Here is a 22674-nt window from a genome sequence, read left to right as displayed (position 1 = left end):
GTCGGAGGGCTCGGATGCGGATCTCGTTCACGGCGCTGACCGGCGGAGGCCCCCGCGACGTCGTGCTGAACGTCGACTCCGAGGCCACCGTGGACGGGGTCGCCCAGACGCTCGCCGCCACGCTGGAGGGCCGCCCGGCCGTCCCCGCGCCGCGCTTCTCCAAGGACGCGCTGCGGTCCAGGGGCGCGCGCAAGGCGCTCTGGATGGACGGCCGCATGCTCGACCCGCAGGCGCTCGCGGTGAAGGAGCTGCGGGACGGCGCCGTCGTGGCGGTCGAGCGGCGCGGCGCCGCCGCGACCGTGCTCACCGAACCGACCGGGCTGGTCGAGGTCCGCGTCGCCGGCGGCCCGGCGGCCGGGTCCGTGCACCGGCTGGGGCTCGGCGTCAGCACGATCGGGTCCGGGACCGGCGTCGACGTGGTGCTGGACGACCCGTCCGTCCCGGCCCGGTCCCTGCGGCTCACGGTCGGGCGCACGTCCGTCCAGGTCGAGGCGTCCGCCATGACGATGCAGGGGGCCGCCGTCCTGGACGGGACGCCCCTGGGCGCGAAGACGGTGTGGCCGATGGGCGCGCTGCTGACGGTGGGGGCCAGCGTGCTGACCCTCGCGCCGTGCGCCGCCCCCGACACCCACCTGGAGCCGATGCCGGAGGGCGGCCTCGCGTTCAACCGGCCGCCGCGGCTGAACCGGCCGCTGCGGACGCGGACGCTGGAGGTCCCGAAGCGTCCCGAGCGCAACCCGCGCGAGCGGCTCCGGCTCTTCGGCGCGCTGCTGTTCTCGGCGTTCGGGCTCGCCATGGCGTTCGGGCTCGGCCAGTGGTGGTGGGCGCTGTTCGCGCTGGCCTGGCCCGTGATGACGCTCGGCGAGTGGCTCGGCGACCGGATGCACGGCCGCAAGTCCTACAAGCGGTCGCTGAAGGAGTACCACCAGAAGGCGGGCGAGTTCGACGGCGAGCTGGAGCGGCTGCGGCGCGAGGACGAGGCCGAGCGCCGCGCGCTGCACCCCGACCCCGCCGAGGTGCTGCTGACCGCGACCGGACCGCGGCGCCGCTTGTGGGAGCGCCGCCGCGACGACCCCGACGTCCTCCACCTGCGGCTGGGCCTCGCCGACCTGCCCGCCCGCATCGAACTGACCGGGGACGCCGCGCCGGCCGGAAACGCCGTGTCCACCGGAAACGCCGTGTCCACCGGAAACGCCGTGTCCACCGGAAGCGCCGTGCCGACCGCCGGAGCCGAGCCCGCGGGACGCGAGGGCCCGACCTCCCACGCGGGCGACGCGATCCGGGTCCCGGCGGCCCGGCAGGTCCCGGTGGCGCTGCCGCTCACCGAGCTCGGCGTCGTCGGGCTGACCGGTCCCCGGCACGCGTCCCGTGCCCTGGCCCGCTGGATGGTCGCGCAGGCCGCCGCCCTGCACAGCCCCCGCGACCTGGCCATCGTCGTGCTGTCCGCCGACCAGGACGCCGGCGACGAGTGGAACTGGGTGCGCTGGCTGCCGCACTGCGCGCCGCGCGAGGGCGAGGACTGCGTGGCCCTCGTCGGCACCGACCCCGAGTCGGCGGCGCACCGCGTCACCGAACTGGCGATCCGGGTCACCGAGCGGCGGCGGGCGGCGCAGGCCGAGTCGTCGTTCTTCGGGCAGGGCGCGCGGGCGGCCGACGCCGTGCCGTACAACATCCTGATCGTCCTGGACGGCGCACGCGCGCTGCGCCGCATACCGGGCATGCCGATGCTGCTGTCGCGCGGCGCCGAGTACGGGCTCTACGCCATCTGCGTGGACGACGAGGAACGCATGCTCCCCGAGGAGTGCAGCGTCGTCGCCGCATGGGACACGCACCGGCACTCGACGCTCCTGCTCCGAGGGCAGGGCCTGGACGCCGTCGGCCCCGTCCTGGCCGACCAGGTGTCCGCGACCTGGACCGACCGGGTGGCGCGCGCTCTGGCCCCCGTCCGGGACGTCTCCCGCGAGGACGCCGAGGACTCACTCCCCGCCGACGTCCGGCTCCTGGACGTCCTCGACATGCCGGAGCCCACGGCCGAGCACATCCTCCAGTCGTGGAACAGGACGGGCGGGCGGACGACCCGCGTCCCCATCGGCCTAGCCTCGGGCGGCCGCTACGAGATCGACCTGCGCGCGGACGGCCCCCACGGCCTCATCGCCGGGACCACGGGCGCGGGCAAGTCGGAGCTCCTCCAGACCCTGATCGCGTCGCTCGCCGCGGCGAACCGCCCCGACGAGATGACGTTCGTCCTCATCGACTACAAGGGCGGCGCCGCGTTCAAGGACTGCGCGAACCTCCCCCACACCGTCGGCATGGTCACCGACCTGGACGGCCACGCCACCGAACGCGCCCTGGAGTCGCTCGCCGCCGAGCTCCGCCGCCGCGAGGAGATCCTCCTCGGCGCGGGCGCCAAGGACATCGACGACTACAACGACCTGCGCCCGTCCGATCCGGGGCTGGCGGCCATGCCGCGGCTCGTCCTGGTCATCGACGAGTTCGCCGCCATGGTCACCGAGTTGCCCGACTTCGTCGCCGGGCTGGTCGACATCGGCCGCCGGGGCCGGTCCCTCGGCGTCCACCTCATCCTCGCCACGCAGCGTCCCGCCGGGGTCGTGACCGCCGACATCCGCGCCAACACCAACCTGCGCATCGCGCTGCGCGTCACGGACCCGGACGAGTCCGCCGACGTCCTCGACTCGCCGGACGCGGCGCAGATCTCCAAGGCCGCCCCCGGGCGCTGCTACGTCCGCTCCGGGGCCGCGGCGCCGCAGGCCGTGCAGTCGGCGCGGATCGGGGGCCGCCGCCCCGGGGCCGGAACCGGCTCGGCCGGCCCGACCGTCCACCCGCTCCCCTGGCAGGGCCTCGGCCACCCGCTGCCCGGGCCGCGCGAGGCCGCCGACGACGCGGTGCTCGCCACCGACCTCGGCGTCCTCGTCCAGGCCGCCGACGAGGCCGCGCGCCGCGCCGGGATCGCGCGGCAGCCCTCGCCGTGGCTGAGCCCGCTGCCCGAGCGGGTCTCGCTGGCGCCCCGCACCGCCGCGGGCGGCTCCGTCGTGGACGTCCCGCCGATCCCGTTCGGCGTCACGGACCTGCCCGCCGTCCAGTCCCGCGAGGAGCTGACGCTCGACCTCACCGCGGGCGGCCACCTCTACATCGCCGGGTCGGCGCAGTCGGGCCGGTCCACGGCGCTGCGCACGATCGCCGGGTCGCTGGCGGGCGCCTGCTCCCCCTACGACGCCCACCTCTACGCGATCGACTGCGGCGCGAACGCGCTGCTCCCGCTGGTCTCCCTGCCGCACTGCGGCGCCGTCGTGACCCGCGACCAGCTCGACCGCTGCGAGCGGCTCCTCACCGCGCTCACCGCCGAGGTCGCCCGCCGCCAGCAGGTGCTCGCCGAGGCGGGGTTCTCCTCCGTGGCCGAGCAGCGCGCCGCCGTCGCCGCCACCGACCGCCTCCCGTGGATGGTCCTGCTGCTCGACCGCTGGGAGGGCTTCCTCGGCGCGTTCGAGCACTACGACTACGGGCGCCTCGTGGACCAGGTCGTCCGGCTGCTGCGCGAGGGGGCCGCGGCCGGCCTGCGCGCCGTGTTCACCGGCGACCGCTCCGGCCTCGGCGGCCAGGTCTCCACCGTCTTCGACCGCCGCCTCATCCTCCGCATGGCCGACCCGAACGACTACGGCTACGGCGGCCTGCAGGACAAGCAGATCCCCGCCGAGATGCCGCCCGGCCGCGCCCTCGAACCGGCGGGGCCGGGCGCGCCGCCCCGCGAGTCGCAGATCGCGGTCCTCGGGGACGACGCGTCCGGCGCGGCCCAGGTCGCGGCCCTCCAGGAGATCGCCCGGACCTGCGTGTCCCGCTACGGCCGGCTGCCGCGCCGCCGGGGCCCGCTGCACGTGGACGAGCTGCCCGTCCGCGTCACCTACCGGGAGGCGATGTCGCTCGACCCGGAGTTCCTCGCCCCGTCGGCGCTGTGGGCGCTGGTCGGCGTCGGCGGCGACACGCTCGCCCCCGTCGGGATCGACCTGCTCAACGAGGGCCCGGGGTTCGCCGTCGCGGGACCGCCCCGCTCGGGCCGCTCGACGACGCTGCGGACGGTCGTCCACTCGCTGCTCGACCCCGCGGTCGGCGGCGGGCTGGTCCCGGTCGTCCTGGTGACGCCGCGCCGCTCCCCGCTGCGGCTGCTGGCGGGCCGGCCCGGCGTGCTCGGGGTGCTGACGTCCGACTCCGACGCCGACGACCTTGAACGCGCGATCGGCGACGAGCACCGCTACGCCGTGGTCGTGGACGACGCCGAACTGCTGGACGAGACGGAACTGGACGACGCCCTGAGCGCCGTCCTGCGCACGGCCCGCGACGGGGAGCACGCCGTCGTCATCGGCGGCACCACCGACGATCTGGGCCGCGGTTACCGGGGCTTCCTGTCCGACACCCGCCGCTCCCGCTCCGGGGTGCTGCTGTCGGTGGACTCGCCGGACGACGGCGACCTGTTCGGCCTCCGCCTGCCCCGCAACGCGCCGCTGGGCGGCCCCACCGGCCGCGGCCTGTTCGTCGCCGCAGGTGTCACCACCCGGATCCAGGTGGCCCTCCCCCCACCGGTCGGCACCGACGCCACCGCACCCTGACCCGACTGACCCCCAGCCGCGAGCGGCGAGCGCGACACCACCGGACGCGAGAGGCGACGCGCAGAGCCTGGGGCGCAGAGCCGGGCGCGCAGCGCGCCAAAAGGTCCGAAAAAAGAGGCGGGTCCCGGCCTCGGGGGGATGGGCCGGGACCCGCGGCTCGCGGGAGGCGCGTCAGCGCGTGGCGGCCTCGATGTTCTGCTGGGACCTGCGGATGTCCTGGCTGCCCTGTTCGAGCGCGACGGCCATCTTGTCGAACGCGGTCTTGGCCTCGGCCCAGGCGGCGCGGAAGCGGTCGGCGCCGGGGCCCCACCAGGCGGCGCTGCTGCTCACGGTGCGGCCGTTGAGGTCCTTGATGAGGGCGTCGAGGTTGCGGGAGTGCTTGCTGAAGATGCGGGACAGTTCCTCTAGCTCGCCCAGGTTGGCGCCGCGCTTGTCACCCATCGCCCCGGCCCTTTCCTCGCTGATCGGTTGGAACGTTTCCACGCTCTGCCGCAGGAATGGCGCCAGCCTACGCCCCACCGATCACATCGAGCCAGAGGCACCCCGCGAATCCCTCGTCGAAACGGCCACATTCCCGCCATCCTGGCCTGTCCGGATGTGGCCAGCAACGCCATGCCGCAGGGCTTGTGACGAGCATAATTACTACCCGTCAAGGGAGTTTCAGAGCGGTTTCCGCGACCGAATGCCCGATCCCGGCGGAAAGGGAAATCCGGCGTGTCAGCGGCCGTCGCCGAGCGGGTCGTTCACCGGGTGCGCCCCCGGGTCCAGAACGCGCTCGCCGACCATGGTGATCTGCTCGCCGGTCGCCCGGAACTCGAACCGGCGCCGCACCGACTGGGTGACCTTCCCGCTGCCGTAGCGCATCTCGGTGTGCTCGACCGCCTCCAGCGTGATGCGGTCCCCGGTGCGGACGGCGCGGCCCTCGTCCAGGCGGGTGCGGGCACCGGTGTAGGCGGGGCCGCCCTCCACGGGGGCGCGGTTGCGGGTCTCCAGCTCCCGGACGGCCCTCTCCTGCGACCGCACCAGCGTCGGGGAGATCCGCACGCCGAGGACCTCCGTGGGAGCGGCGCGCCGCTCCCGGTCGCCCCTGTGCACGAGGGCCTCGGAGCGGCGCTCCAGGTAGGTGCTCGCGGCGACGGTGAGCTGGCGGGTGACGTAGTCCTCCACGGCGGGGGGCTGCCCGCGCACGCCGGACGAGGGCGCCAGCAGGCAGGCGGCCAGGACGACCGCCAGTCCGGCCCGGGGCCACGGGCGAACCATCGGCGTCTCCCGATGATCAGGGGCTGGTAGATCCGAGCCGAGATTACACGGCCGGACCCCGGGCGGAACGCCGGATCAGTCCACTTCGCTTTCCAGCGCGGCGACGCGGGAGCGGGCCTGCGCCATGGCCTCGTGGTAGCGCTCCTCCCACTGCGGATCGGCGTCCGGGATGGCCGCGACGGTCTGGCGGCCGGTCTCCGCGAGCACGTCGCCCCCGTCGCCGCGGGAGACGCGCCGGACGACGACCGTGGTGACGCCGTCCGACGACTCGGTGTGCGTCTCCCACCGGGCGCCGCTCTCCAGTTGCGCCCGGCTCCGCGACGAGCGGCCGGTGAACGCGTACAGCAGCAGGACGGCCGCCGCGGCCACCACCGCCAGCTCCGCCAGAACGATCAGGAACCGCACGACCGCCTCCGTCCCGCGTCCACCGCGCCGCCTCCCGCTCTCATGGGCGGGCCCGCCCGCGGTGCCCGCTCATCCCGCTCCGGGTCCCGCTCAGTCCCTCAGGAGGGAGCCGTTCGGGTTGCCGGGCGCGTAGACCGTGATGCCCTGCGGGAGGGCCTTCAGCTCCTCGATCCTCGCGCAGGTCGGGCACTTGTTGTAGCCGTCCTGGCGGGCCTTGTTGGCGGCGGCCTCCGCCTTGGCCGAGGCGACCTTCGCCTGCGCCTCGCTGATCTGCGCGAACGCGGCCTGGGCGCGGTCCACCGCGTCCTGCACCTTGGACGGCAGGGTGATCCGCACCAGGTTGAAGTGGATGTTGGTGACGAACTCGCCGCCGAGCGTCTGCTTGAGGTCCGCGGCCAGGCTCGTGTTGATCGCGTTCTGCACCTTGGCGATGTTGCCGTTGTTGCTCTGCGCCTGCTGCCCGGCGGCCTGGACGTTCCGCGGCGCGGAGGAGTTCTGCACGAGGGCGCAGGAGGAGACGAGCTCGGCGCAGCGGAAGCTGTTGATCTGGCTGCGCAGGTCGTTGTCGATCACCGGCCGGACGATCTGGTCGAGGAACGCCGACCAGCCCTTGTCGCCGTCGTAGACGTTGTAGGTCTCGCCGCTGGCGCTGCGGAACTTGCGGGTGCCGTACTTGTCGTCGAACTGCCTGAGGGCCTGGTGGTCCTGGTTGAGCGTGAAGTACAGCGTCCCCTCGATGCCCATGTTGACGCCGTCCGAGCTCGGCACGGTCACGACGTCCACGCCGGACTCGTCGCCCTTCCCGGCGTCCGAGGTGATCGTGTAGAAGCGCTGCTGGGCGGGGTACTTGTGGACCTGCGAGTAGAGCCCGATCCAGACGCGGCCGGAGCCGGGGTCGATGACCTGCCGGATCCTGTTGTTGTCGAAGAACCCGCCGTTGCGGACGACGGCGATCTCGCCGCCGCCGGTCCGCTCGTAACCGCCGAGCAGCGCGCTCAGCACCGGCCAGCCCACGACGACCAGCAGCACGGCGGTGATGATCGCGGTGCGCCGGCTGGGCGCTCGCACCCCGGAGAGCCGGCTCGCACCGGCCCGCTCCCTGGCTGCGGACGTCTTCTTCTCGGCCACGGTGGCTCCTCTCACACCCGCACGGGGGTCGTTCCGCGGGTTCGTGGATCAGACGGAGCGGACGTCCGCCGGGATCCCCGCGGGGGTACCGCTTTCTCGGGAAACCTCCCGCTATCCGGGACCGCGCCCCCAATAAGGAGGGGCTTACGAAAACCTGGGATCGCGGTTATCTAGACTGCCTGCGAGGTTGAAGGAGGAGACCCACGTGCGCAAAGTCCTGATCGCCAACCGCGGCGAGATCGCGGTCCGTATCGCCCGTGCCTGCCGCGACGCGGGGCTGGTCAGTGTGGCGGTGTACGCCGAGCCGGATCTGGAGGCGCTGCACGTTCGGGTCGCCGACGAGGCGTTCGCCCTGGGCGGGCAGACGGCGGCCGAGAGCTACCTGGACATCGAGAAGCTGCTGAAGATCGCTTCGGAGTCGGGCGCCGACGCCGTCCACCCCGGCTACGGGTTCCTGGCGGAGAACGCCGACTTCGCCGCGGCGGTGGAGAACGCGGGGCTGACCTGGATCGGCCCGCCGCCCGCCGCGATCACCGCGCTCGGCGACAAGGTGCAGGCCCGGCACATCGCGCAGCGGGTCGGCGCGCCGCTGGTCGCCGGCACCCCGGACCCGGTGTCCGGCGCGGACGAGGTCGTCGCGTTCGCCGAGGAGCACGGCCTGCCCATCGCGATCAAGGCCGCTTACGGCGGCGGCGGGCGCGGTCTCAAGGTGGCCCGGACGCTGGAGGAGGTGCCCGAGCTGTACGACTCGGCCGTCCGCGAGGCCGTCGGCGCCTTCGGGCGCGGCGAGTGCTTCGTCGAGCGGTACCTCGACAAGCCCCGGCACGTCGAGACGCAGTGCCTGGCCGACAAGCACGGCAACGTGGTCGTCGTGTCCACCCGCGACTGCTCGCTCCAGCGGCGCCACCAGAAGCTCGTCGAGGAGGCGCCGGCGCCGTTCCTGTCCGAGGAGCAACTGGAGCTGCTGTACTCCTCGTCCAAGGCGATCCTGAAGGAGGCCGGCTACGTCGGCGCCGGGACGTGCGAGTTCCTCGTCGGCCAGGACGGCACGATCTCGTTCCTGGAGGTCAACACGCGCCTCCAGGTCGAGCACCCCGTCACTGAGGAGGTCGCCGGGGTCGACCTGGTCCGCGAGATGTTCCGCGTCGCCGACGGCGAGGAGCTCGGCTACGGCGACCCGGAGCTGCGCGGCCACTCGATCGAGTTCCGGCTGAACGCCGAGGACGCCGGGCGGGGCTTCCTGCCCGCCGTCGGCACCCTGACCGCCTGGCACCCCCCGACGGGCCCCGGCGTCCGGCTGGACGCCGGCTACGAGGCCGGGCAGACCGTCCCGCAGGCGTTCGACTCCCTCATCGCCAAGCTGATCGTGACGGGCGCGACGCGGCGGCAGGCCGTCGAGCGGTCCCGCCGCGCCCTCGCCGAGTTCGTCATCGACGGCATGCCGACCGTCCTGCCGTTCCACCGGGCGGTGCTGGACGACCCGGCGTTCGTCCCGGCGGACGACGAGACCCCGTTCAGCGTCCACACGCGGTGGATCGAGACGGAGTTCGACAACCAGATCCCGCCCTACGAGGCTCCCCCGGCCGGCGAGGAGGCGGAGGGCGAGCGCGAGCGCGTCACCGTCGAGGTCGGCGGCCGCCGCATCGAGGTCGTGCTGCCCGCCGGGCTCGGCGCCTCCGCGGCCCCCGCCGCGGGCGGCGCGGCGCCCGCCAAGCGGCGCGGCGCCAAGAAGGGCGGCGCCGCGCAGGTGTCCGGCGACGCCCTGGTCAGCCCGATGCAGGGCACGATCGTCAAGCTCCTCGTCGAGGAGGGCGCGACCGTGGCGGCCGGCGACACCATCGTGGTCCTGGAGGCCATGAAGATGGAGCAGCCGCTGACCGCGCACAAGGCGGGGACGCTCACCGGCCTGTCCGCCGAGGTGGGCCAGACGGTGTCCGCGGGCGCGGTGATCTGCGAGATCAAGGACTCCTGACCGCGCGCCGCACAGCGGTACGGCGCCCTCGGCCGGTGTAGGGACGAGGGCGCCGCCGGGCCTCGGCGCTCCCGAGACGGGGACCCATGGGAGCAGTTGGGGTCCGGTCCCCATTCGGGATGTCCCAAATCCGTCCCACGAACGAGGCATCGCCGCGTCCACGTGGGCAGACTGAGGGAATGAGCACCGAGAAGCGGGCAAATCGGGCGGCTCGCGGCGGGGCCGTATCGGCGGTCGTCGTCGCCGTCGCCGCGCCGGCGTTCGCCCTCGCCGCCCCGGCGGTGGCCGCCACGTCCCAGGCCACGGCACCGAAGACCGCGACGGCGCAGACCGGGGCCGTGCAGGGGGAGGCCGTGCGGGTCGGGGCGCAGGCCGCGGTCCCGCGGGCGGCGGCCGACGACACCGTCGGCCAGATCGCCAAGGGCCTGATCGACTCGCGCCTCTACGTTACGAGCGGCGCCGGGAACCCGCTGACCCCCGCCGACAGGAACGAGATCGAGACGTCCCTGGGCGGTGACGGCGACGCCGACATCCGCGCCGTCGTCGTCCGCAACGACATCACGGCGGCCCAGGTCAGGCAGTTGCTCCCGGCCGTCGCCGAGCGCGTCGGCAAGGGCGCGACCTATGTCGCGATCACCGCCGACGGCGCCCGGATGGGCGCGATCTCCAAGAAGCTGGACCGCGCGGAGATCAACCAGCTGGTCACCCGCACCGAGGGCGCACCGCTGAAGCAGCGGCTGATCCAGTTCGGCGGCCTCGCCGAGAAGAAGGTCGACAGCGCCTCCAAGTCCAGCGCGACGGCCGGATACGTGCTGCTCGGCCTGCTGGTGCTCGTGGCGGCGGCGGTCGTGGGCGTCATGCTCAACGTCCGCAAGAAGCGGCGGGAACGCGCGGCCCGCGAGATGGCCGACCTCAAGGCGGGCGTGCAGGAAGACGTCACGCTCCTCGGCGAGGACATCGCCCGCCTCGACCTGAACGTCATGGACACCGGCCTCGACCCCGACACCCGCGCCGACTACGAGCGCGCGATGAACTCCTACGACCAGGCCAAAGCCGCGACCGAGCGCGCCACCCGCCCGCAGGACATGCAGCAGGTCACGACCGCGTTGGAGGACGGCCGCTACTACATGACCGCCACGCGCGCCCGGCTCGCCGGGGAACCGGCGCCCGAACGGCGCGCGCCGTGCTTCTTCAACCCGCAGCACGGACCCTCCGTCCAGGACGTGACGTGGGCGCCGCCCGGTGGCGTCGCCCGCTCCGTCCCGGCATGCGCGGCCGACGCCGAGGCCGTCCTGCGCGGGGGCGACCCGGACGTCCGCATGGTCCCGGTGGGCGGGGAACGCCGGCCGTACTGGAACGCCGGCCCCGCCTATGCGCCCTACGCCGGCGGCTACTACTACGGGTACGGCGGGATGGACCTGCTCAGCGGCATGCTGATCGGCACCGCCCTCGGCTCGATGTGGGGCGGCGGCTGGGGCGGCGGCGGCTTCGGCGGAGGCGGCGACTTCGGCGGCGGAGGCGACGGCGACATCGGCGGCGGCTGGGACTTCGGCGGCGGAGACTTCGGCGGCGGGGGCGACTTCGGTGGCGGAGGCGGCGACTTCGGCGGCTTCTGAGGTGCGTGCCCCGACGGTAGTGATCAGCGCCGACGAACTGCGCCGCTCCCGCCTGCGACGCCACGGCCTCCGCCCACCCGACCGGTAAGCCCACGGGGCTCCGGGAGCGGATGGGGTGCGACGCCCGTTCGAGGTGTCCGCAAAGCCGTCCGGCGAGCATCGGCGCGCCCACGCAGGCATGCTGAGGAAATGAACCCCGAGACCCGGGCGATCTGGGCGTTGCTCCCGTCAGTCCCCGAGCCCGACAGCACGGCCGAGGGCGTAGTTTTCGCCGCGCTGTTCGCGGTGTTCGCGGGGCTCTTGCTGTTCGGCGGGCCGATAGCGGCGTCCAGGGGGCGGGGCAGGCTCAAACGCCGCAGAGAGCGGCGGAAACGAGCGACCCGCGAGATGGCCGACCTCCAGGCGGCCGTTGCGCACCTCGGCGAGGACATCGCCCGCCTCGACCTGGACGTGGCGGACGGCGATCTGGATCCCGACGTGCGCGCCGACTACGAGCGCGCTATGAGCTGCTACGACCGGGCCAAGGAGGCGGCTGAGCACGCCGCCGGCCTGGAGGACATGGAGGAGGTCGTCAGCGCGGCGGAGGACAGCCACTACTACATGACCGCAACCCGGGCCCGGCTCGCCGGGGAACAAGTGCCCGAGCGCGCGCCGTGCTTCTTCGACCCCGAGCACGGACCCTCCGTCCAGAACGTGGTGTGGACGCCGTCCGGTGGCACCGCCCGCTCCGTACCGGCATGCGCGGCCGACGCCGAGGCCGTCCTGAGTGGCGCCGCCCTGGACGCCCCCATGGTCCCGAAGCGCGGAGGGCGGCGGCCTTCTCGGGGCGCCGGAGCCCGCGCCTCTTCCAACGCGCGCGTTTCCTCCGACTCCGCCGGTAGGGACTCGGCCACCGACGCTGCGCTCGGGGCAGATTTCGACGTGACGGCGGACTCCGGCGGAGGCGGCGGGGGCGGGGGCCACGACTACGGAGGCGGCGGGCACGGCGGGCACTACGGAGGCGGAGGCCACGGCGGGCACGGCGGCGACTTCGGTGGGGGCGGGCACGGCGGCCACTACTGAAGCGCGCCGCCCATGGCCGGGCTCCCGGCGATCCCGGCCCGGGCGGGGGACCTCTCAGTAGGCGTGCTCGGACATCAGCCGCCGGGACGCCTCGGTGACGCTGCCCGACAGCGACGGGTACACCGCGAACGTGTGCGCCACCTGGTCGACCGTGAGGTGCTGCTGGACGGCGATCGACACGCCCAGGATCAGTTCGCTCGCCCGCGGGGCCACGATGACGCCGCCGAGCACGATCCCCGTGGACGGCCGGCAGAACAGCTTCACGAAGCCGTCCTCGAAGCCCTGCATCTTGGCGCGCGCGTTGGTGAACAGCGGCAGCATGACCGTCCGGGCGTTGACGTCCCCGGAGTCGACCATGTGCTGCGTCACGCCGACCGACGCGACCTCGGGATCGGTGAAGATGTTGGAGGCGACCCAGCCCAGCTTCAGCGGCTGCACGGCCTCGCCCAGCGCGTGCCACATCGCGATGCGGCCCTGCATGCCCGCGACGGACGCCAGCATGAGCACGCCCGTGCAGTCGCCGGACGCGTAGATGTGCGGGACGGACGTCCGCGACACCTTGTCGACCTCGACGAAGCCGCGCGCGTCGCACCGCACGCCGACCTCCTCCAGGCCGATGCCCTTGGTGTTCGGGACCATCCCGACGGTCATCAGGCAGTGCGTGCCCTCGACCTTCGTCCCGTCCTCCAGCGTGACGATCACGCCGTTGCCCGACCGCTCCACGGCCGCCGCCCGGGACCGCGACATGACGTTCATGCCGCGCCGCAGGAACACCTCCTGCAGGACGGCCGCGGCGTCGGCGTCCTCCGTCGGCAGGATCCGGTCCCGCGACGACACCAGCGTCACCTTCGAGCCGAGCGACAGGTACGCCCCGGCCAGCTCGGCGCCCGTCACGCCGGAGCCGACCACGATCAGCTCCTCGGGCAGCTCCGGCAGGTCGTAGAGCTGCCGCCAGTTCAGGATGCGCTCGCCGTCCGGCTCCGCGCCGGGCAGCACGCGCGGCGTCGCGCCGGTCGCGATGAGCACGATGTCTGCGCGGATGCGGCGCTCGCCGACAGCCACGACATGCGGCTCCACCAGCCGCGCCTCGCCGCGGACGATCTTGACCTCCTCGTAGGCGAGCCGTTCGGCGACGTCGAACGACTGGGCCCGCGCGAGGTCCTTCACGCGCTTGTTGACGGTGGCCATGTCGGCCTCGAGGGCGCCGACGATGCCGTCCGGGCCGCCGTTGAAGCGCAGTCCGAGGCCGGCCGACTCCGACATGACCGCGATGCGGGTCGAGGTGGCGATGAGCGTCTTGGAAGGCACGCAGTCGGTGAGCACGCACGCGCCGCCCGGACCGTCCCGTTCGATGACGGTCACGTCGGCGCCGAGCTGCGCCGCGACGAGCGCGGCCTCGTAACCGCCCGGGCCTCCTCCGATGATCACGATGCGGGTCACATCTTCCATTGTTTCCTACTCTCGGCAGTGAAAAGTCCCGCTCCGGACCACTTCTTCCTGCAACAACCCCACCGACCCCCGCTCCCCGCCCCGGCCCGCTCCATCCCCAGACCACAACCGCCACACCCGGCGCTCCGGGCGGCGCCTCCCCTGCGGGGACCGCCTCTCGCACCAACAGCCCCACCAGGCGCATGCGTTGTGGGCCCCCGAGCCCACGCGTCCCTTATGGGGGCGGGACCCCACACCCCGAGCCCACGCGTCCCTGCGGGGGGGGCGACCCCCACACCCCCGAGCTCTACTTGGCGTAGCCTGCCAACGTGGCTCTGTACGCGGCGTACGCCTCCAACATGGACCCCGAGCAGATGGCCGGCCGGGCTCCCCATTCGCCCATGCGCGGCACCGGCTGGCTCGCCGGGTGGCGCCTGACCTTCGGGGGGCAGGACAAGGGCTGGGACGGGGCCCTCGCGACGGTCGTCGAGGACGACTCCGAACAGGTCTTCGTCGTCATGTACGACGTGCCCGCCTGGGACGAGAAGGAGCTCGACGCCTGGGAGGGGGCCGCGCTCGGCGTCTACCGCAAGATCAGGGTGCGGGTGCAGACGCTCGACGGCGACGCGCTGTGCTGGCTGTACGTCCTCGACGACTACGAGGGCGGCCTGCCGTCCGCGCGCTACCTCGGCATCCTCGCCGACGCCGCGGAGAAGGCCGGCGCGCCCGACGACTACGTCAAGGACCTGCGCACACGCCCCTGCAAGTCGCTGGGCGACTGACCCGGCGGGGCCGTGCCGGGGCGGCGGTAGTGTCGGCGGCGTGAGCAACGACGCTTTTGCACTGGCACGGGACGCGGCGGACGAGCTGCGCGCCCGCACGTCCATCGACTCCTTCGACGTCGCACTCGTCATGGGGTCCGGCTGGGTCCCGGCGGCCGACAGGCTGGGCGAGCCAGTCGCCGAGCTGACGGTGACCGAGCTGCCCGGTTTCGCGCCGCCCGCCGTGGAGGGCCACGCCGGGCGGATCCGCGTCGTGGAGATCGCCGGGCGCCACGCGCTGGTCTTCCTCGGCCGGACGCACCTCTACGAGGGCCGCGGCGTTGAGGCCGTCGTGCACGGCGTCCGCACGGCGCTCGCCGCCGGCGTGAAGACGATGGTGCTCACCAACGCGGCGGGCGGGCTGCGCCCCGAGCACCAGCGGGTGGGCGACCCGGTGCTGATCTCCGACCACCTGAACCTGTCCGGCGCGAACCCGCTGACCGGCGCGACGTTCCTCGACCTGACCGAGGCGTACTCGGGACGCCTGCGGGCCCTGGCCAAAGAGGTCGACCCGACGCTGTCGGAGGGCGTCTACGCGGCGTTCCGCGGCCCGACCTACGAGACGCCCGCCGAGATCCGCATGCTGCGCACGCTGGGCGCCGACATGATCGGCATGTCGACGGTGCTGGAGACGATCGCGGCCCGCCAGGGCGGCGCGGAGGTGCTCGGCATCTCGCTGGTCACCAACATCGCGGCCGGGCTGTCGGACGAGCCCCTCGACCACGAGGAGGTCCTCGCGGCGGGACGCGCGTCGGCCGGACGCATGGGCACGCTGCTCGCGACCGTCCTGGCGAAGCTGTGAGCGACCTGCGGGCGCGGGCCGAGGAGTGGCTCGAACAGGACCCCGACCCCGGGACGCGCGCCGAGCTGCGGGCGATCCTGGACGCCGGCGACGACGCGGCCCTCGCCGACCGGTTCGGGGCGCGGCTGGAGTTCGGGACGGCCGGCCTGCGCGGCGAGCTCGGCGCCGGGCCGAACCGGATGAACCGGGTGACGGTGATGCGCGCCGCCGCCGGCCTCGCCGCCCGGCTGCCCGCCGGCGGCCGAGTGATCATCGGTTTCGACGCGCGGCACGGGTCCCGCCGGTTCGCCGACGACACGGCGGCCGTGCTCAGCGGCGCGGGGCTGCGCCCCGAGGTGTTCGCCGACCCCGTCCCGACGCCCGTCCTCGCCCACTTCACCCGGGCGTTCGACGACATCGTCGCGGGCGTCATGGTCACGGCCAGCCACAACCCGCCGCGCGACAACGGCTACAAGGTGTACTGGGCGGACGGGGCGCAGATCGTCCCGCCGACGGACGCGGAGATCTCCGCCGCGATCGACGCCGTCGGCCGCGTGGACGAGCTGCCGCTCGGTGCGGGCTGGCCGGTCCACGACGGCGCCGGCCTCTACCTGGACGCGGTGTCGTCCCTGCGCCTCGGCGGCGACCGGGACGTCTCGATCGTCTACACGCCCATGCACGGGGTGGGCCGGGACGTCCTGCTCGCCGCGTTCGACCGTGCCGGGTTCCCCGCGCCGATCGTCGTCCCCGAGCAGGCCGAGCCCGACCCGGACTTCCCGACCGTCGAGTTCCCGAACCCGGAGGAGCCGGGCGCGCTCGACCTGGCGCTGGCGCTCGCCGAGGCCCGCGGCGCCGACCTGGTGATCGCGAACGACCCGGACGCGGACCGCTGCGCCGTCGCCGTCCCGGGCCCGTCCGGGTGGCGGGCGCTCACCGGGGACGAGGTCGGCGGGCTGCTGGCCGAGCACGTGCTGCGACACACCTCGGGCGATGACCGCCTGGTCGTGACGACGATCGTGTCGTCGTCGCTGCTGCGCTCGATCGCCGCCGCGCACCGCGTGCGGTTCGCCGAGTCGCTGACCGGCTTCAAGTGGATCATGAAGGCCGGAGATGCGCGAGGTGGTTCCGGGGGGCGTGGGGGGTCGTCCCCCCACAGGGAACACAGCCGGCTGGTGTTCGGGTACGAGGAGGCACTCGGGTACAGCGTCGGCGACGACCGGGGCGTCCTCGTCAACGACAAGGACGGGATCGGCGCCGCGCTCGCCGTCGCCGCGCTCGCGGCGGACGCCAAGCGCGACGGCCGCACGCTGCTCGACCTGCTGGACGCGCAGGCCCGCCGGTACGGGCTGCACGCGACGTCCCAGCTGTCGGTCCGGGTGGACGACCTCTCGCTGATCACCGCGGCGATGACCCGGCTGCGCGCCGATCCCCCGCGCGAGCTGGGCGGGCGGCGCGTCGAGTCGTTCGACGACCTCGCCCGGCCCACCGGGGGCCTGCCGCCCACCGACGGGCTGCGGTTCCGGCTCGCCGGAGGGTCGCGGGTGGTCATCCGCCCCTCGGGGACGGAGCCGAAGCTGAAGTGCTACCTGGAGGTCGTCCTCCCGGTGGACGAGGACATCGCCGCGGTCCGCGCGCGCGCCGCCTCCGGCCTGGAGGCCCTCCGCGCGGACGTCTCCGCGGCCCTCGCCTGATCACACCGGTCAGGTGACGGCGCCCGTGATCAGGAGCGCGACGAGCACCGCCAGCGGGACGGCCAGCGAGGCCACCGCGGGAACGGACCACTTGACCGTCCCCCTGGCGGGCCCCTCCTCCTCCGCCTTGGCCTTGGCCGCCTTGTCGGGCGCGCCCGACCGGGCCTTGGGGCGCTGCCGGTCCTTCATCTCGTTCAACTGCTGCGCGGCGTACGCGGTCGGCGTGCGCCCCCGCAGGTCCAGGCCCTGCCCCCTGCCCTTGCGAGCCTCCTTCTCGGCGCGGGCCTCCGCCTTGGCCTGCGCCCGCGGCGAGGTCTGGAGCACCCAGGCCCGCGTCTCCAGGTCCGTCCCGTCCGGGCCGGCGAACACGACCGTCACCGCGTTCTTGCCCTCGATCCGGCGGACCGCGCCCCACGGCACCCGGACGTCCCGGAGCGGGTTGCGGACCGTGATCCCGGCGTCGTCGCCGACGATCACCGGCCGCAGCCCGACCGCGTAGGCGATCCCGCAGCCGAGCAGCAGCAGGAACGCGATCGTCACCGTCGTCAGCGAGTAGTCGGGGTCACCGGTGATGCCGAAGAACAGGTCGACGAGGTTGAGGGCGGCGAACACCAGCCACGCGTACGCGGCGACGCGCCCGCCGGTGGAGCGAATGGTCATGGCCCGATCATGCCAGGGGCCGGGCGCCGCTCCACTTGAGCTGCGCGAAACCGGGCTTGATGACGCCGTTGATCAGTTCGAGCCGCTCGTTGAACGGCGCGAACGCCGACTTCATCGCGTTCACCGTGAACCACTGCAGGTCGTCCCATCCGTAGCCGAACGCGTCGGCGAGCTTGGCGAACTCCTCCGACAGCGTCGTGCCGCTCATCAGCCGGTTGTCGGTGTTGACCGTGACGCGGAAGCTCAGCCGCCGCAGCAGCCCGATCGGGTGCTCGGCGATCGACTTCGCCGCGCCGGTCTGGATGTTGGAGGTCGGGCACATCTCCAGCGGGATCCGCTTGTCCCGCACGTAGTTCGCGAGCCGGCCGAGCCGCGCCTCGCCGTTCTCCACCTCGATGTCGTCGATGATGCGGACGCCGTGCCCGAGCCGGTCGGCGCCGCACCACTGGATCGCCTGCCAGATCGACGGCAGCCCGAACCCCTCGCCCGCGTGGATGGTGAAGTGCGCGTTCTCGCGCTGCAGGTACTCGAACGCGTCGAGGTGCCGGGTCGGGGGGTACCCGGCCTCGGCGCCGGCGATGTCGAACCCGACGACGCCGAGGTCCCGGTACCGGACGGCCAGCTCCGCGATCTCCATGCTGCGCGCCTGGTGCCGCATGGCGGTGACGAGCGTCCCGACGCGGATCCCGAAGTCCTCGCGGCCCCGGGCGAAGCCGTCCAGGACGGCCTCGACGACCTGCTCCAGCGACAGCCCGTTCCGCAGATGCTGCTCGGGCGCGTACCGGACCTCGGCGTAGACGATCCCGTCCTTCGCGAGGTCCTCGGCGCACTCGTACGCGACCCGGGTGAGCGCCTCGACGGTCTGCATCACCCCGACGGTGTGCGAGAACGTCTCCAGGTACCGTTCGAGCGATCCGGAGTTGGACGCCTCCTCGAACCACGTCCGCAGGGCGTCCGGGTCGGTGGTGGGCAGGTCCCCGTACCCGGTCTCCCGCGCCAGGTCGACGACGGTCGCGGGCCGCACCCCGCCGTCCAGGTGGTCGTGCAGCAGCACCTTCGGCGCGCGGCGGATGTCCTCAAGAGTCGGCCGAACGTTCATTTCTCGAACCTACCCGTCCCCGCCCCCTCGGGCGTCGTCAACTCTCGCCAACCCGGCGCCCCCGCCCCACCCGCGCGACCTGCGGACCTTCCGCCCCGCTAGGCCCGGACGCGGTCGAGGAACGCGGCGACGAGCGGCGCGATCTCGCGGAGGTGGGTCTCGAGGGCGAAGTGGCCGGTGCCGAACAGGTGGAGTTCGGCGTCCGGGACGTCCCGCAGGTAGGCGCGGGCGCCGGGCGCGGGGAAGAACGGGTCGTCGGCTCCCCAGACGATGAGGACGGGCGGCGTGTGCCGGCGCAGCCAGGCCTGCCAGCGGTCGTAGCTCTCGACGTTGGAGTGGTAGTCGAAGGCCAGCGCGACCTGGGCCTCCTTGCGTCCCGGAAGGTCGAGGAAGTGCTGGTCGAGGGTCCAGCCGTCCGGTGCGAGCACCTCCGGGTCGGCGACGCCCGTCTCGTACTGGCTCCGGGTGCCCTCCGGGGTCAGCAGGCCGCGGACGGTCTCCTCCGCGCCCGGCTCTCCGGGACGCAGGGCGATGAAGTCGCGGGCGCCGTCCGACAGGCCCTCGGCGTAGGCGTTGCCGTTCTGGACGACCAGGCCCGCGATGCGCTCGGGCAGCCGCTCGGCCAGCCGGAACCCGACCGGCGCCCCGAAGTCGAACACGTACATGGCGAAGCGGGTGAGCCCGAGCCGCTCGACGAACCCCTCCATGACGTCGGCGAGCCCGTCGAAGGAGTAGGTGAAGCCGTCCGGCGCCCATGTGCGGCCGAAGCCGGGGTAGTCCGGAGCGATCAGGCGGTAGCGGGCGCCGAGGACGTCGATGAGCCGCCGGAACTGGTGCGACGCGGACGGGAAGCCGTGCAGCAGCAGCAGGACGGGCGCGTCCTCCCGCTCCGGGAGGGACTCGCGGTAGAAGACGCGGACGCCGCCGACGTCGACGTGGCGGTGGGCGGTGCGAGCGATCGTGAGCATATCTAACGCCTTCTTTCCGAAGAGACGCATTAGATATAGTCGTCAACCACCTAACGGGTCAACCCATCGATGTACCGTTAGAACATGAGCGACCCGAGCCCGCTGATCGGTGAGCCGCCGGCCCTGGACCTGGTCAACACGCGACCGGTGGGCGCCGACCTGCTGTCCACGCCCGATGACCTGCGGGTCTGGCTGCGTCTGCAAGCCGAGAGGTCCGAGGAGGCCCGGACGTTCGCCGCCACGGAACCGGCGGCCGAGTCGCTGGCCGCGGTCCGGGACGTCCGGGAGCACACGGCCCTGGCCCTCGACCGCGTCCGCCGCGGCGAGCCGCCATCGGCCGGCGACCTGGAGGCGCTCAACCGGGCGCAGCGCGCCGCACCCGCCGTCACCGAACTGGACTGGGACGGGCGGTCGCTCCGCGCGGCCCGCCGCCGCACCGGCCCGCCCGCGCTCCGCCCGGCGGCCTGGCTCGCCGAGGCCGCCGCCGAACTCCTCGCCGACCCGGCGGTCGCCAAGGTCCGGGAGTGCGAGGCCGACGACTGCGTGATGCTCTTCCTGCCCGCCCACCCCCGCCGCCGCTGGTGCTCGGCGGCCCGCTGCGGCAACCGCGTCCGCGTCGCCCGCCACTACCGGCGGCACCGGCCCGCCGAGCCCGACCCCGCGTCCTCCTGACGCCATGAGGCGGGAGCTGACGCTAGGAGGCGGGGGCACGCGCCGGCGCCCCCGCCTCAGAATGCCGAACAGTCGGCGCTAGGCCTTCGCGTACTCGCCGATGCCCCCGGCGAAGTCGTACATGACGCAGGCCTCGTCCCCGACGACCCAGGCGTCATGGCCGGGCGTGACGACGAACACGTCACCGGGGCCGACCTCCTGCTCCACGCCGTCATTCGTGAGGATGCGCATCCGTCCCTGGACCACGTAGCCGTTGTGGTGCACCTCGCAAAGGTCGGTGCCCGCGATGTCCTTCACCGACTCCGTCCAGCGCCATCCGGGCTCGAACGTCGCCTTCCCGAAGACGAGGCCGCTGAGGTTGGCGATCTCCAGGTGCCCCCTGGGGAAGTCCCGCCGGTCGTCCGGCTTCTCGATGCTCTTGATCTCTATCATTGATGGTTCCCCCTTCCCCCTCACTTTTCACGCTCGCACTGGGGCTGACCTGCGTCAAGACGTCCGGGCCGGATAGCGCGCGGCGGGCCCGGAGCAGCAGGGCGGGGGTCGCCAGGGACAGGACGCCGGCGATCGCGACGGCGGTGCGGGGGCCGGTGAGGCCGGCGAGCAGCCCCCACAGGGCGGTCATGCCCGCGATCGTGAGCTTGCCGGTCACCGACCACGCCGACAGCACCCGGGCGACCCGGTCGGACGGCGTGTGCTCCAGCCGGTAGGCGGCCTGGAGCGGGTTGAACACCCCCATGCACGTGATCAGCCCCAGTTCGACGGCGATGACGAGCACCAGCCCGGCGACGCCCGGACGGACGAAGGCCAGTCCGGGCAGCCAGCACGCGCGCAGGGTCCCGAAGACGAGCATGGTCCTCGGACGCCCGAACCGCGAGGCGAGCCGTCCGGCCAGCCGCGAGCCGACGAGACCGCCGACGCAGGGGGCGGCGAACGCCAGCGCGTACTGCCACGGCGCGAAGCCGAGGCGGCCCAGCATCAGCACGGCCAGCACCGGCGCCGTCGCCATGATCAGCCCGGCGACCAGGATCTGGTTGAGGAACAGCGGGCGCAGCGCCGGGCTGGTGAGGATGTGGCGCCACCCTTCGAGCAGGTCCCCGCCCCGGAGCCGGGCGCCCGTCTCCGGGGCGTGGGCGGGGCGCGGCTCCGTCCCGCCGATCGCGCGGATCCCGGCCGCGGACAGCACGAAGCTGGCCGCGTTGGCCGTCACGGTCACCAGCGGCCCGAACAGCCCGATCGCGGCGCCGCCGAGCGGCGGCCCGAGCATGAGCGCGGTCCAGTTCGTGGACTCCAGCCGCCCGTTCGCGACGACCAGGTCCTCCGGCCGGACGAGCGCCTTCAGGCAGGCGCCGCTCGCCGCGGTGAAGGCGATGTCGGCCGCGGCGACCACGACCGACACCACCAGCAGCTGGACGAAGCCGAGCCCGCCGAGCAGGAACGCGGCGGGCAGGCTCAGCAGCGCCGCGCACCGGACCAGGTCCATCGCGATCATCACGGGCCGCTTGCGGCGGAACTCCACCCAGGGACCGAGCGGCACCGCCACCGCCGCCCCCACGAGCAGGCCCGCGGCGGCCAGCGCCGACACCCGGGCAGGCCCGGCGTCCAGCACGGTGATCGCGATCAACGGGAACGCGTCGAAGGCGAGCCACGTCCCGACCGCGCTGACCGCGTAGGCCGCCCAGAGCCACCCGAACGGCCGCCCGAGCGACCGCCCCTCCCCCATGCGCACCCTCACCGCGCCCCTCCCGCCGGCCGCCCTCATGTCGGCCGCCCCCGGCGGCCGAGAGAGATCAAAGCGGGTGGCGGGCCGCCGGATCAAACAACCGTCCGTCCCCTCGCTCAACTGGAAGTTGTAGGGGCAGCGCGATTCGTGCGCTCGCGGTATCGGGGACCCGGCCGCCCGCCGCCTGGACTCCCAGGCCGGGCGGGCCGCTACCGGACCGCCGTCTCGGCGGCGTAGACGATGACGTTGTCGGTGTAGCTGCGCTTGCCCCGGTCGAACGAGCCGCCGCAGGTGACGAGGCGGAGCCCGGGATGGTCGAGGGGGCCGTAGACGCGACCGGTGGGGAACCGGCCCTTCGGGACACGTTCCACGGACTCGACGGTGAACACGGCCACCCGCCCGTCCGCGCGGCTCACCTCGACGCGGTGCCCGGGCCTCAGCCGGCCCAGGTCGTAGAAAACCGCGGCCCCCTTCGCGGTGTCGACATGGCCCAGGATGACCGCGGCGCCGCGTTCGCCTGGCGTGGGCCCGCCCGCGTACCAGCCGGCCTCCCCCGGCCGGTCCGCCGAGGGGACCTGCACAGAGCCGTCGGCCTCAAGGCCCAGGCGGGCCAGCGGCGCCCGCACCCCGATGGACGGGACGTCCACCCGGACGGGCGGGGACGGGTCGAGCACCGGCCCGTGCCGGTCGACCGGCCGGGTGGCCGCGGCCCACGCGGGCGGGCTGGGCGGCCCGGCCGGGCCGCCCAGCCCGAGGACGAGCGCGGCGAGGC

19 protein-coding genes are annotated in these 22674 nt (G+C 73.9%); 8 read left to right on the top strand and 11 right to left on the bottom strand.

Annotated features, from left to right (window positions below; all coding sequences use genetic code 11):
* The first annotated feature begins 14 nt into the window (after window positions 1-14).
* Window positions 15-4619 (top strand): FtsK/SpoIIIE domain-containing protein, encoded by a 4605-nt coding sequence (locus tag ABWI07_RS38560; RefSeq protein WP_353821562.1) that lies wholly within the window; start codon window positions 15-17, stop codon window positions 4617-4619.
* A gap of 171 nt (window positions 4620-4790) precedes the next feature.
* Here ABWI07_RS38560 and ABWI07_RS38555 read toward each other — a convergent pair whose 3' ends face one another.
* From ABWI07_RS38555 to ABWI07_RS38540, 4 genes are all read right to left on the bottom strand, one after another.
* On the bottom strand, window positions 4791-5060 hold the full coding sequence (locus ABWI07_RS38555) for a WXG100 family type VII secretion target (protein ID WP_141580969.1): 270 nt from the start codon (window positions 5058-5060) through the stop codon (window positions 4791-4793).
* A gap of 276 nt (window positions 5061-5336) precedes the next feature.
* The gene (locus ABWI07_RS38550) at window positions 5337-5879 is read right to left on the bottom strand and encodes a hypothetical protein (protein ID WP_149259067.1); all 543 of its coding nucleotides are present in this window, start codon (window positions 5877-5879) and stop codon (window positions 5337-5339) included.
* A gap of 75 nt (window positions 5880-5954) precedes the next feature.
* The gene (locus ABWI07_RS38545) at window positions 5955-6284 is read right to left on the bottom strand and encodes a hypothetical protein (protein ID WP_149259066.1); all 330 of its coding nucleotides are present in this window, start codon (window positions 6282-6284) and stop codon (window positions 5955-5957) included.
* A 90-nt stretch (window positions 6285-6374) separates the two neighbouring features.
* Window positions 6375-7412 (bottom strand): SPFH domain-containing protein, encoded by a 1038-nt coding sequence (locus ABWI07_RS38540; RefSeq protein ID WP_235036751.1) that lies wholly within the window; start codon window positions 7410-7412, stop codon window positions 6375-6377.
* 205 nt (window positions 7413-7617) lie between these two features.
* Here ABWI07_RS38540 and ABWI07_RS38535 point away from each other — a divergent pair, with 205 nt between their 5' ends.
* From ABWI07_RS38535 to ABWI07_RS38525, 3 genes are all read left to right on the top strand, one after another.
* The gene (locus ABWI07_RS38535; protein ID WP_149259065.1) at window positions 7618-9384 is read left to right on the top strand and encodes an acetyl/propionyl/methylcrotonyl-CoA carboxylase subunit alpha; all 1767 of its coding nucleotides are present in this window, start codon (window positions 7618-7620) and stop codon (window positions 9382-9384) included.
* A 179-nt stretch (window positions 9385-9563) separates the two neighbouring features.
* Window positions 9564-11000, top strand: coding sequence for a hypothetical protein (locus ABWI07_RS38530; RefSeq protein ID WP_149259064.1), 1437 nt, complete (start codon window positions 9564-9566; stop codon window positions 10998-11000).
* Window positions 11001-11189: 189 nt separating this feature from the next.
* Complete coding sequence (locus ABWI07_RS38525; protein ID WP_353821561.1) at window positions 11190-12062, top strand: hypothetical protein; 873 nt, start codon at window positions 11190-11192, stop codon at window positions 12060-12062.
* 54 nt (window positions 12063-12116) lie between these two features.
* Here the strand turns inward: ABWI07_RS38525 and ABWI07_RS38520 are convergent, their stop codons facing one another.
* Window positions 12117-13502, bottom strand: coding sequence for an NAD(P)H-quinone dehydrogenase (locus ABWI07_RS38520; RefSeq protein ID WP_149259544.1), 1386 nt, complete (start codon window positions 13500-13502; stop codon window positions 12117-12119).
* Window positions 13503-13819: 317 nt separating this feature from the next.
* On the opposite strand from ABWI07_RS38520, the gene ABWI07_RS38515 reads away from it, so the two are divergent.
* The 3 genes from ABWI07_RS38515 to ABWI07_RS38505 are packed head-to-tail and all read left to right on the top strand — an operon-like array spanning window position 13820 to window position 16783.
* Window positions 13820-14272, top strand: a complete 453-nt coding sequence (locus ABWI07_RS38515; protein WP_141580950.1) for a gamma-glutamylcyclotransferase family protein — start codon at window positions 13820-13822, stop codon at window positions 14270-14272.
* A 40-nt stretch (window positions 14273-14312) separates the two neighbouring features.
* Entirely contained in the window at window positions 14313-15113 is an 801-nt protein-coding gene (locus ABWI07_RS38510) for a purine-nucleoside phosphorylase (RefSeq protein ID WP_149259063.1), read from the top strand.
* Window positions 15110-16783, top strand: coding sequence for a phospho-sugar mutase (locus ABWI07_RS38505; protein WP_353821560.1), 1674 nt, complete (start codon window positions 15110-15112; stop codon window positions 16781-16783). The genes ABWI07_RS38510 and ABWI07_RS38505 overlap by 4 nt, the downstream gene beginning before the upstream one ends.
* 9 nt (window positions 16784-16792) lie before the next feature.
* Here the strand turns inward: ABWI07_RS38505 and ABWI07_RS38500 are convergent, their stop codons facing one another.
* The 3 genes from ABWI07_RS38500 to ABWI07_RS38490 all read right to left on the bottom strand — a co-directional run bounded on the left by ABWI07_RS38500 (window position 16793) and on the right by ABWI07_RS38490 (window position 19510).
* Entirely contained in the window at window positions 16793-17443 is a 651-nt protein-coding gene (locus ABWI07_RS38500) for a PH domain-containing protein (RefSeq protein ID WP_149259061.1), read from the bottom strand.
* Between the two features lie 7 nt (window positions 17444-17450).
* Complete coding sequence (locus ABWI07_RS38495) at window positions 17451-18542, bottom strand: adenosine deaminase (RefSeq protein WP_149259060.1); 1092 nt, start codon at window positions 18540-18542, stop codon at window positions 17451-17453.
* 98 nt (window positions 18543-18640) lie between these two features.
* The gene (locus tag ABWI07_RS38490) at window positions 18641-19510 is read right to left on the bottom strand and encodes an alpha/beta fold hydrolase (RefSeq protein WP_149259059.1); all 870 of its coding nucleotides are present in this window, start codon (window positions 19508-19510) and stop codon (window positions 18641-18643) included.
* Between the two features lie 84 nt (window positions 19511-19594).
* Here ABWI07_RS38490 and ABWI07_RS38485 point away from each other — a divergent pair, with 84 nt between their 5' ends.
* Window positions 19595-20182, top strand: coding sequence for a CGNR zinc finger domain-containing protein (locus ABWI07_RS38485; protein WP_353821559.1), 588 nt, complete (start codon window positions 19595-19597; stop codon window positions 20180-20182).
* Window positions 20183-20260: 78 nt separating this feature from the next.
* Here the strand turns inward: ABWI07_RS38485 and ABWI07_RS38480 are convergent, their stop codons facing one another.
* The 3 genes from ABWI07_RS38480 to ABWI07_RS38470 form a co-directional block, all read right to left on the bottom strand.
* Window positions 20261-20413, bottom strand: a complete 153-nt coding sequence (locus ABWI07_RS38480; RefSeq protein ID WP_235036750.1) for a cupin domain-containing protein — start codon at window positions 20411-20413, stop codon at window positions 20261-20263.
* The gene (locus ABWI07_RS38475; RefSeq protein WP_353821558.1) at window positions 20394-21914 is read right to left on the bottom strand and encodes an MFS transporter; all 1521 of its coding nucleotides are present in this window, start codon (window positions 21912-21914) and stop codon (window positions 20394-20396) included. Before ABWI07_RS38475 ends, ABWI07_RS38480 begins: the two co-directional genes overlap by 20 nt.
* Window positions 21915-22111: 197 nt before the next feature.
* A partial coding sequence (locus ABWI07_RS38470; protein WP_353821557.1) for a class F sortase occupies window positions 22112-22674 on the bottom strand: 563 nt, incomplete at its 5' end.

Origin of the sequence: Actinomadura sp. NPDC000600 (assembly GCF_040492135.1) — a bacterium.
Classification (GTDB): Bacteria; Actinomycetota; Actinomycetes; order Streptosporangiales; family Streptosporangiaceae; genus Spirillospora.
The sequence above is the reverse complement of the archived record's forward strand: the minus strand, read 5'-3'. Positions and strand labels throughout refer to the sequence as shown.

Bases quoted from the DNA above. Each gene is read 5' to 3' on its own strand.
- ABWI07_RS38560 (WP_353821562.1), top strand. From the start codon at position 15: ATGCGGATCTCGTTCACGGCGCTGACCGGCGGAGGCCCCCGCGACGTC.
- ABWI07_RS38555 (WP_141580969.1), bottom strand. From the start codon at position 5,060: ATGGGTGACAAGCGCGGCGCCAACCTGGGCGAGCTAGAGGAACTGTCC.
- ABWI07_RS38550 (WP_149259067.1), bottom strand. From the start codon at position 5,879: ATGGTTCGCCCGTGGCCCCGGGCCGGACTGGCGGTCGTCCTGGCCGCC.
- ABWI07_RS38530 (WP_149259064.1), top strand. From the start codon at position 9,564: ATGAGCACCGAGAAGCGGGCAAATCGGGCGGCTCGCGGCGGGGCCGTA.
- ABWI07_RS38525 (WP_353821561.1), top strand. From the start codon at position 11,190: ATGAACCCCGAGACCCGGGCGATCTGGGCGTTGCTCCCGTCAGTCCCC.
- ABWI07_RS38500 (WP_149259061.1), bottom strand. From the start codon at position 17,443: ATGACCATTCGCTCCACCGGCGGGCGCGTCGCCGCGTACGCGTGGCTG.
- ABWI07_RS38495 (WP_149259060.1), bottom strand. From the start codon at position 18,542: ATGAACGTTCGGCCGACTCTTGAGGACATCCGCCGCGCGCCGAAGGTG.
- ABWI07_RS38490 (WP_149259059.1), bottom strand. From the start codon at position 19,510: ATGCTCACGATCGCTCGCACCGCCCACCGCCACGTCGACGTCGGCGGC.
- ABWI07_RS38485 (WP_353821559.1), top strand. From the start codon at position 19,595: ATGAGCGACCCGAGCCCGCTGATCGGTGAGCCGCCGGCCCTGGACCTG.
- ABWI07_RS38480 (WP_235036750.1), bottom strand. From the start codon at position 20,413: ATGCGCATCCTCACGAATGACGGCGTGGAGCAGGAGGTCGGCCCCGGT.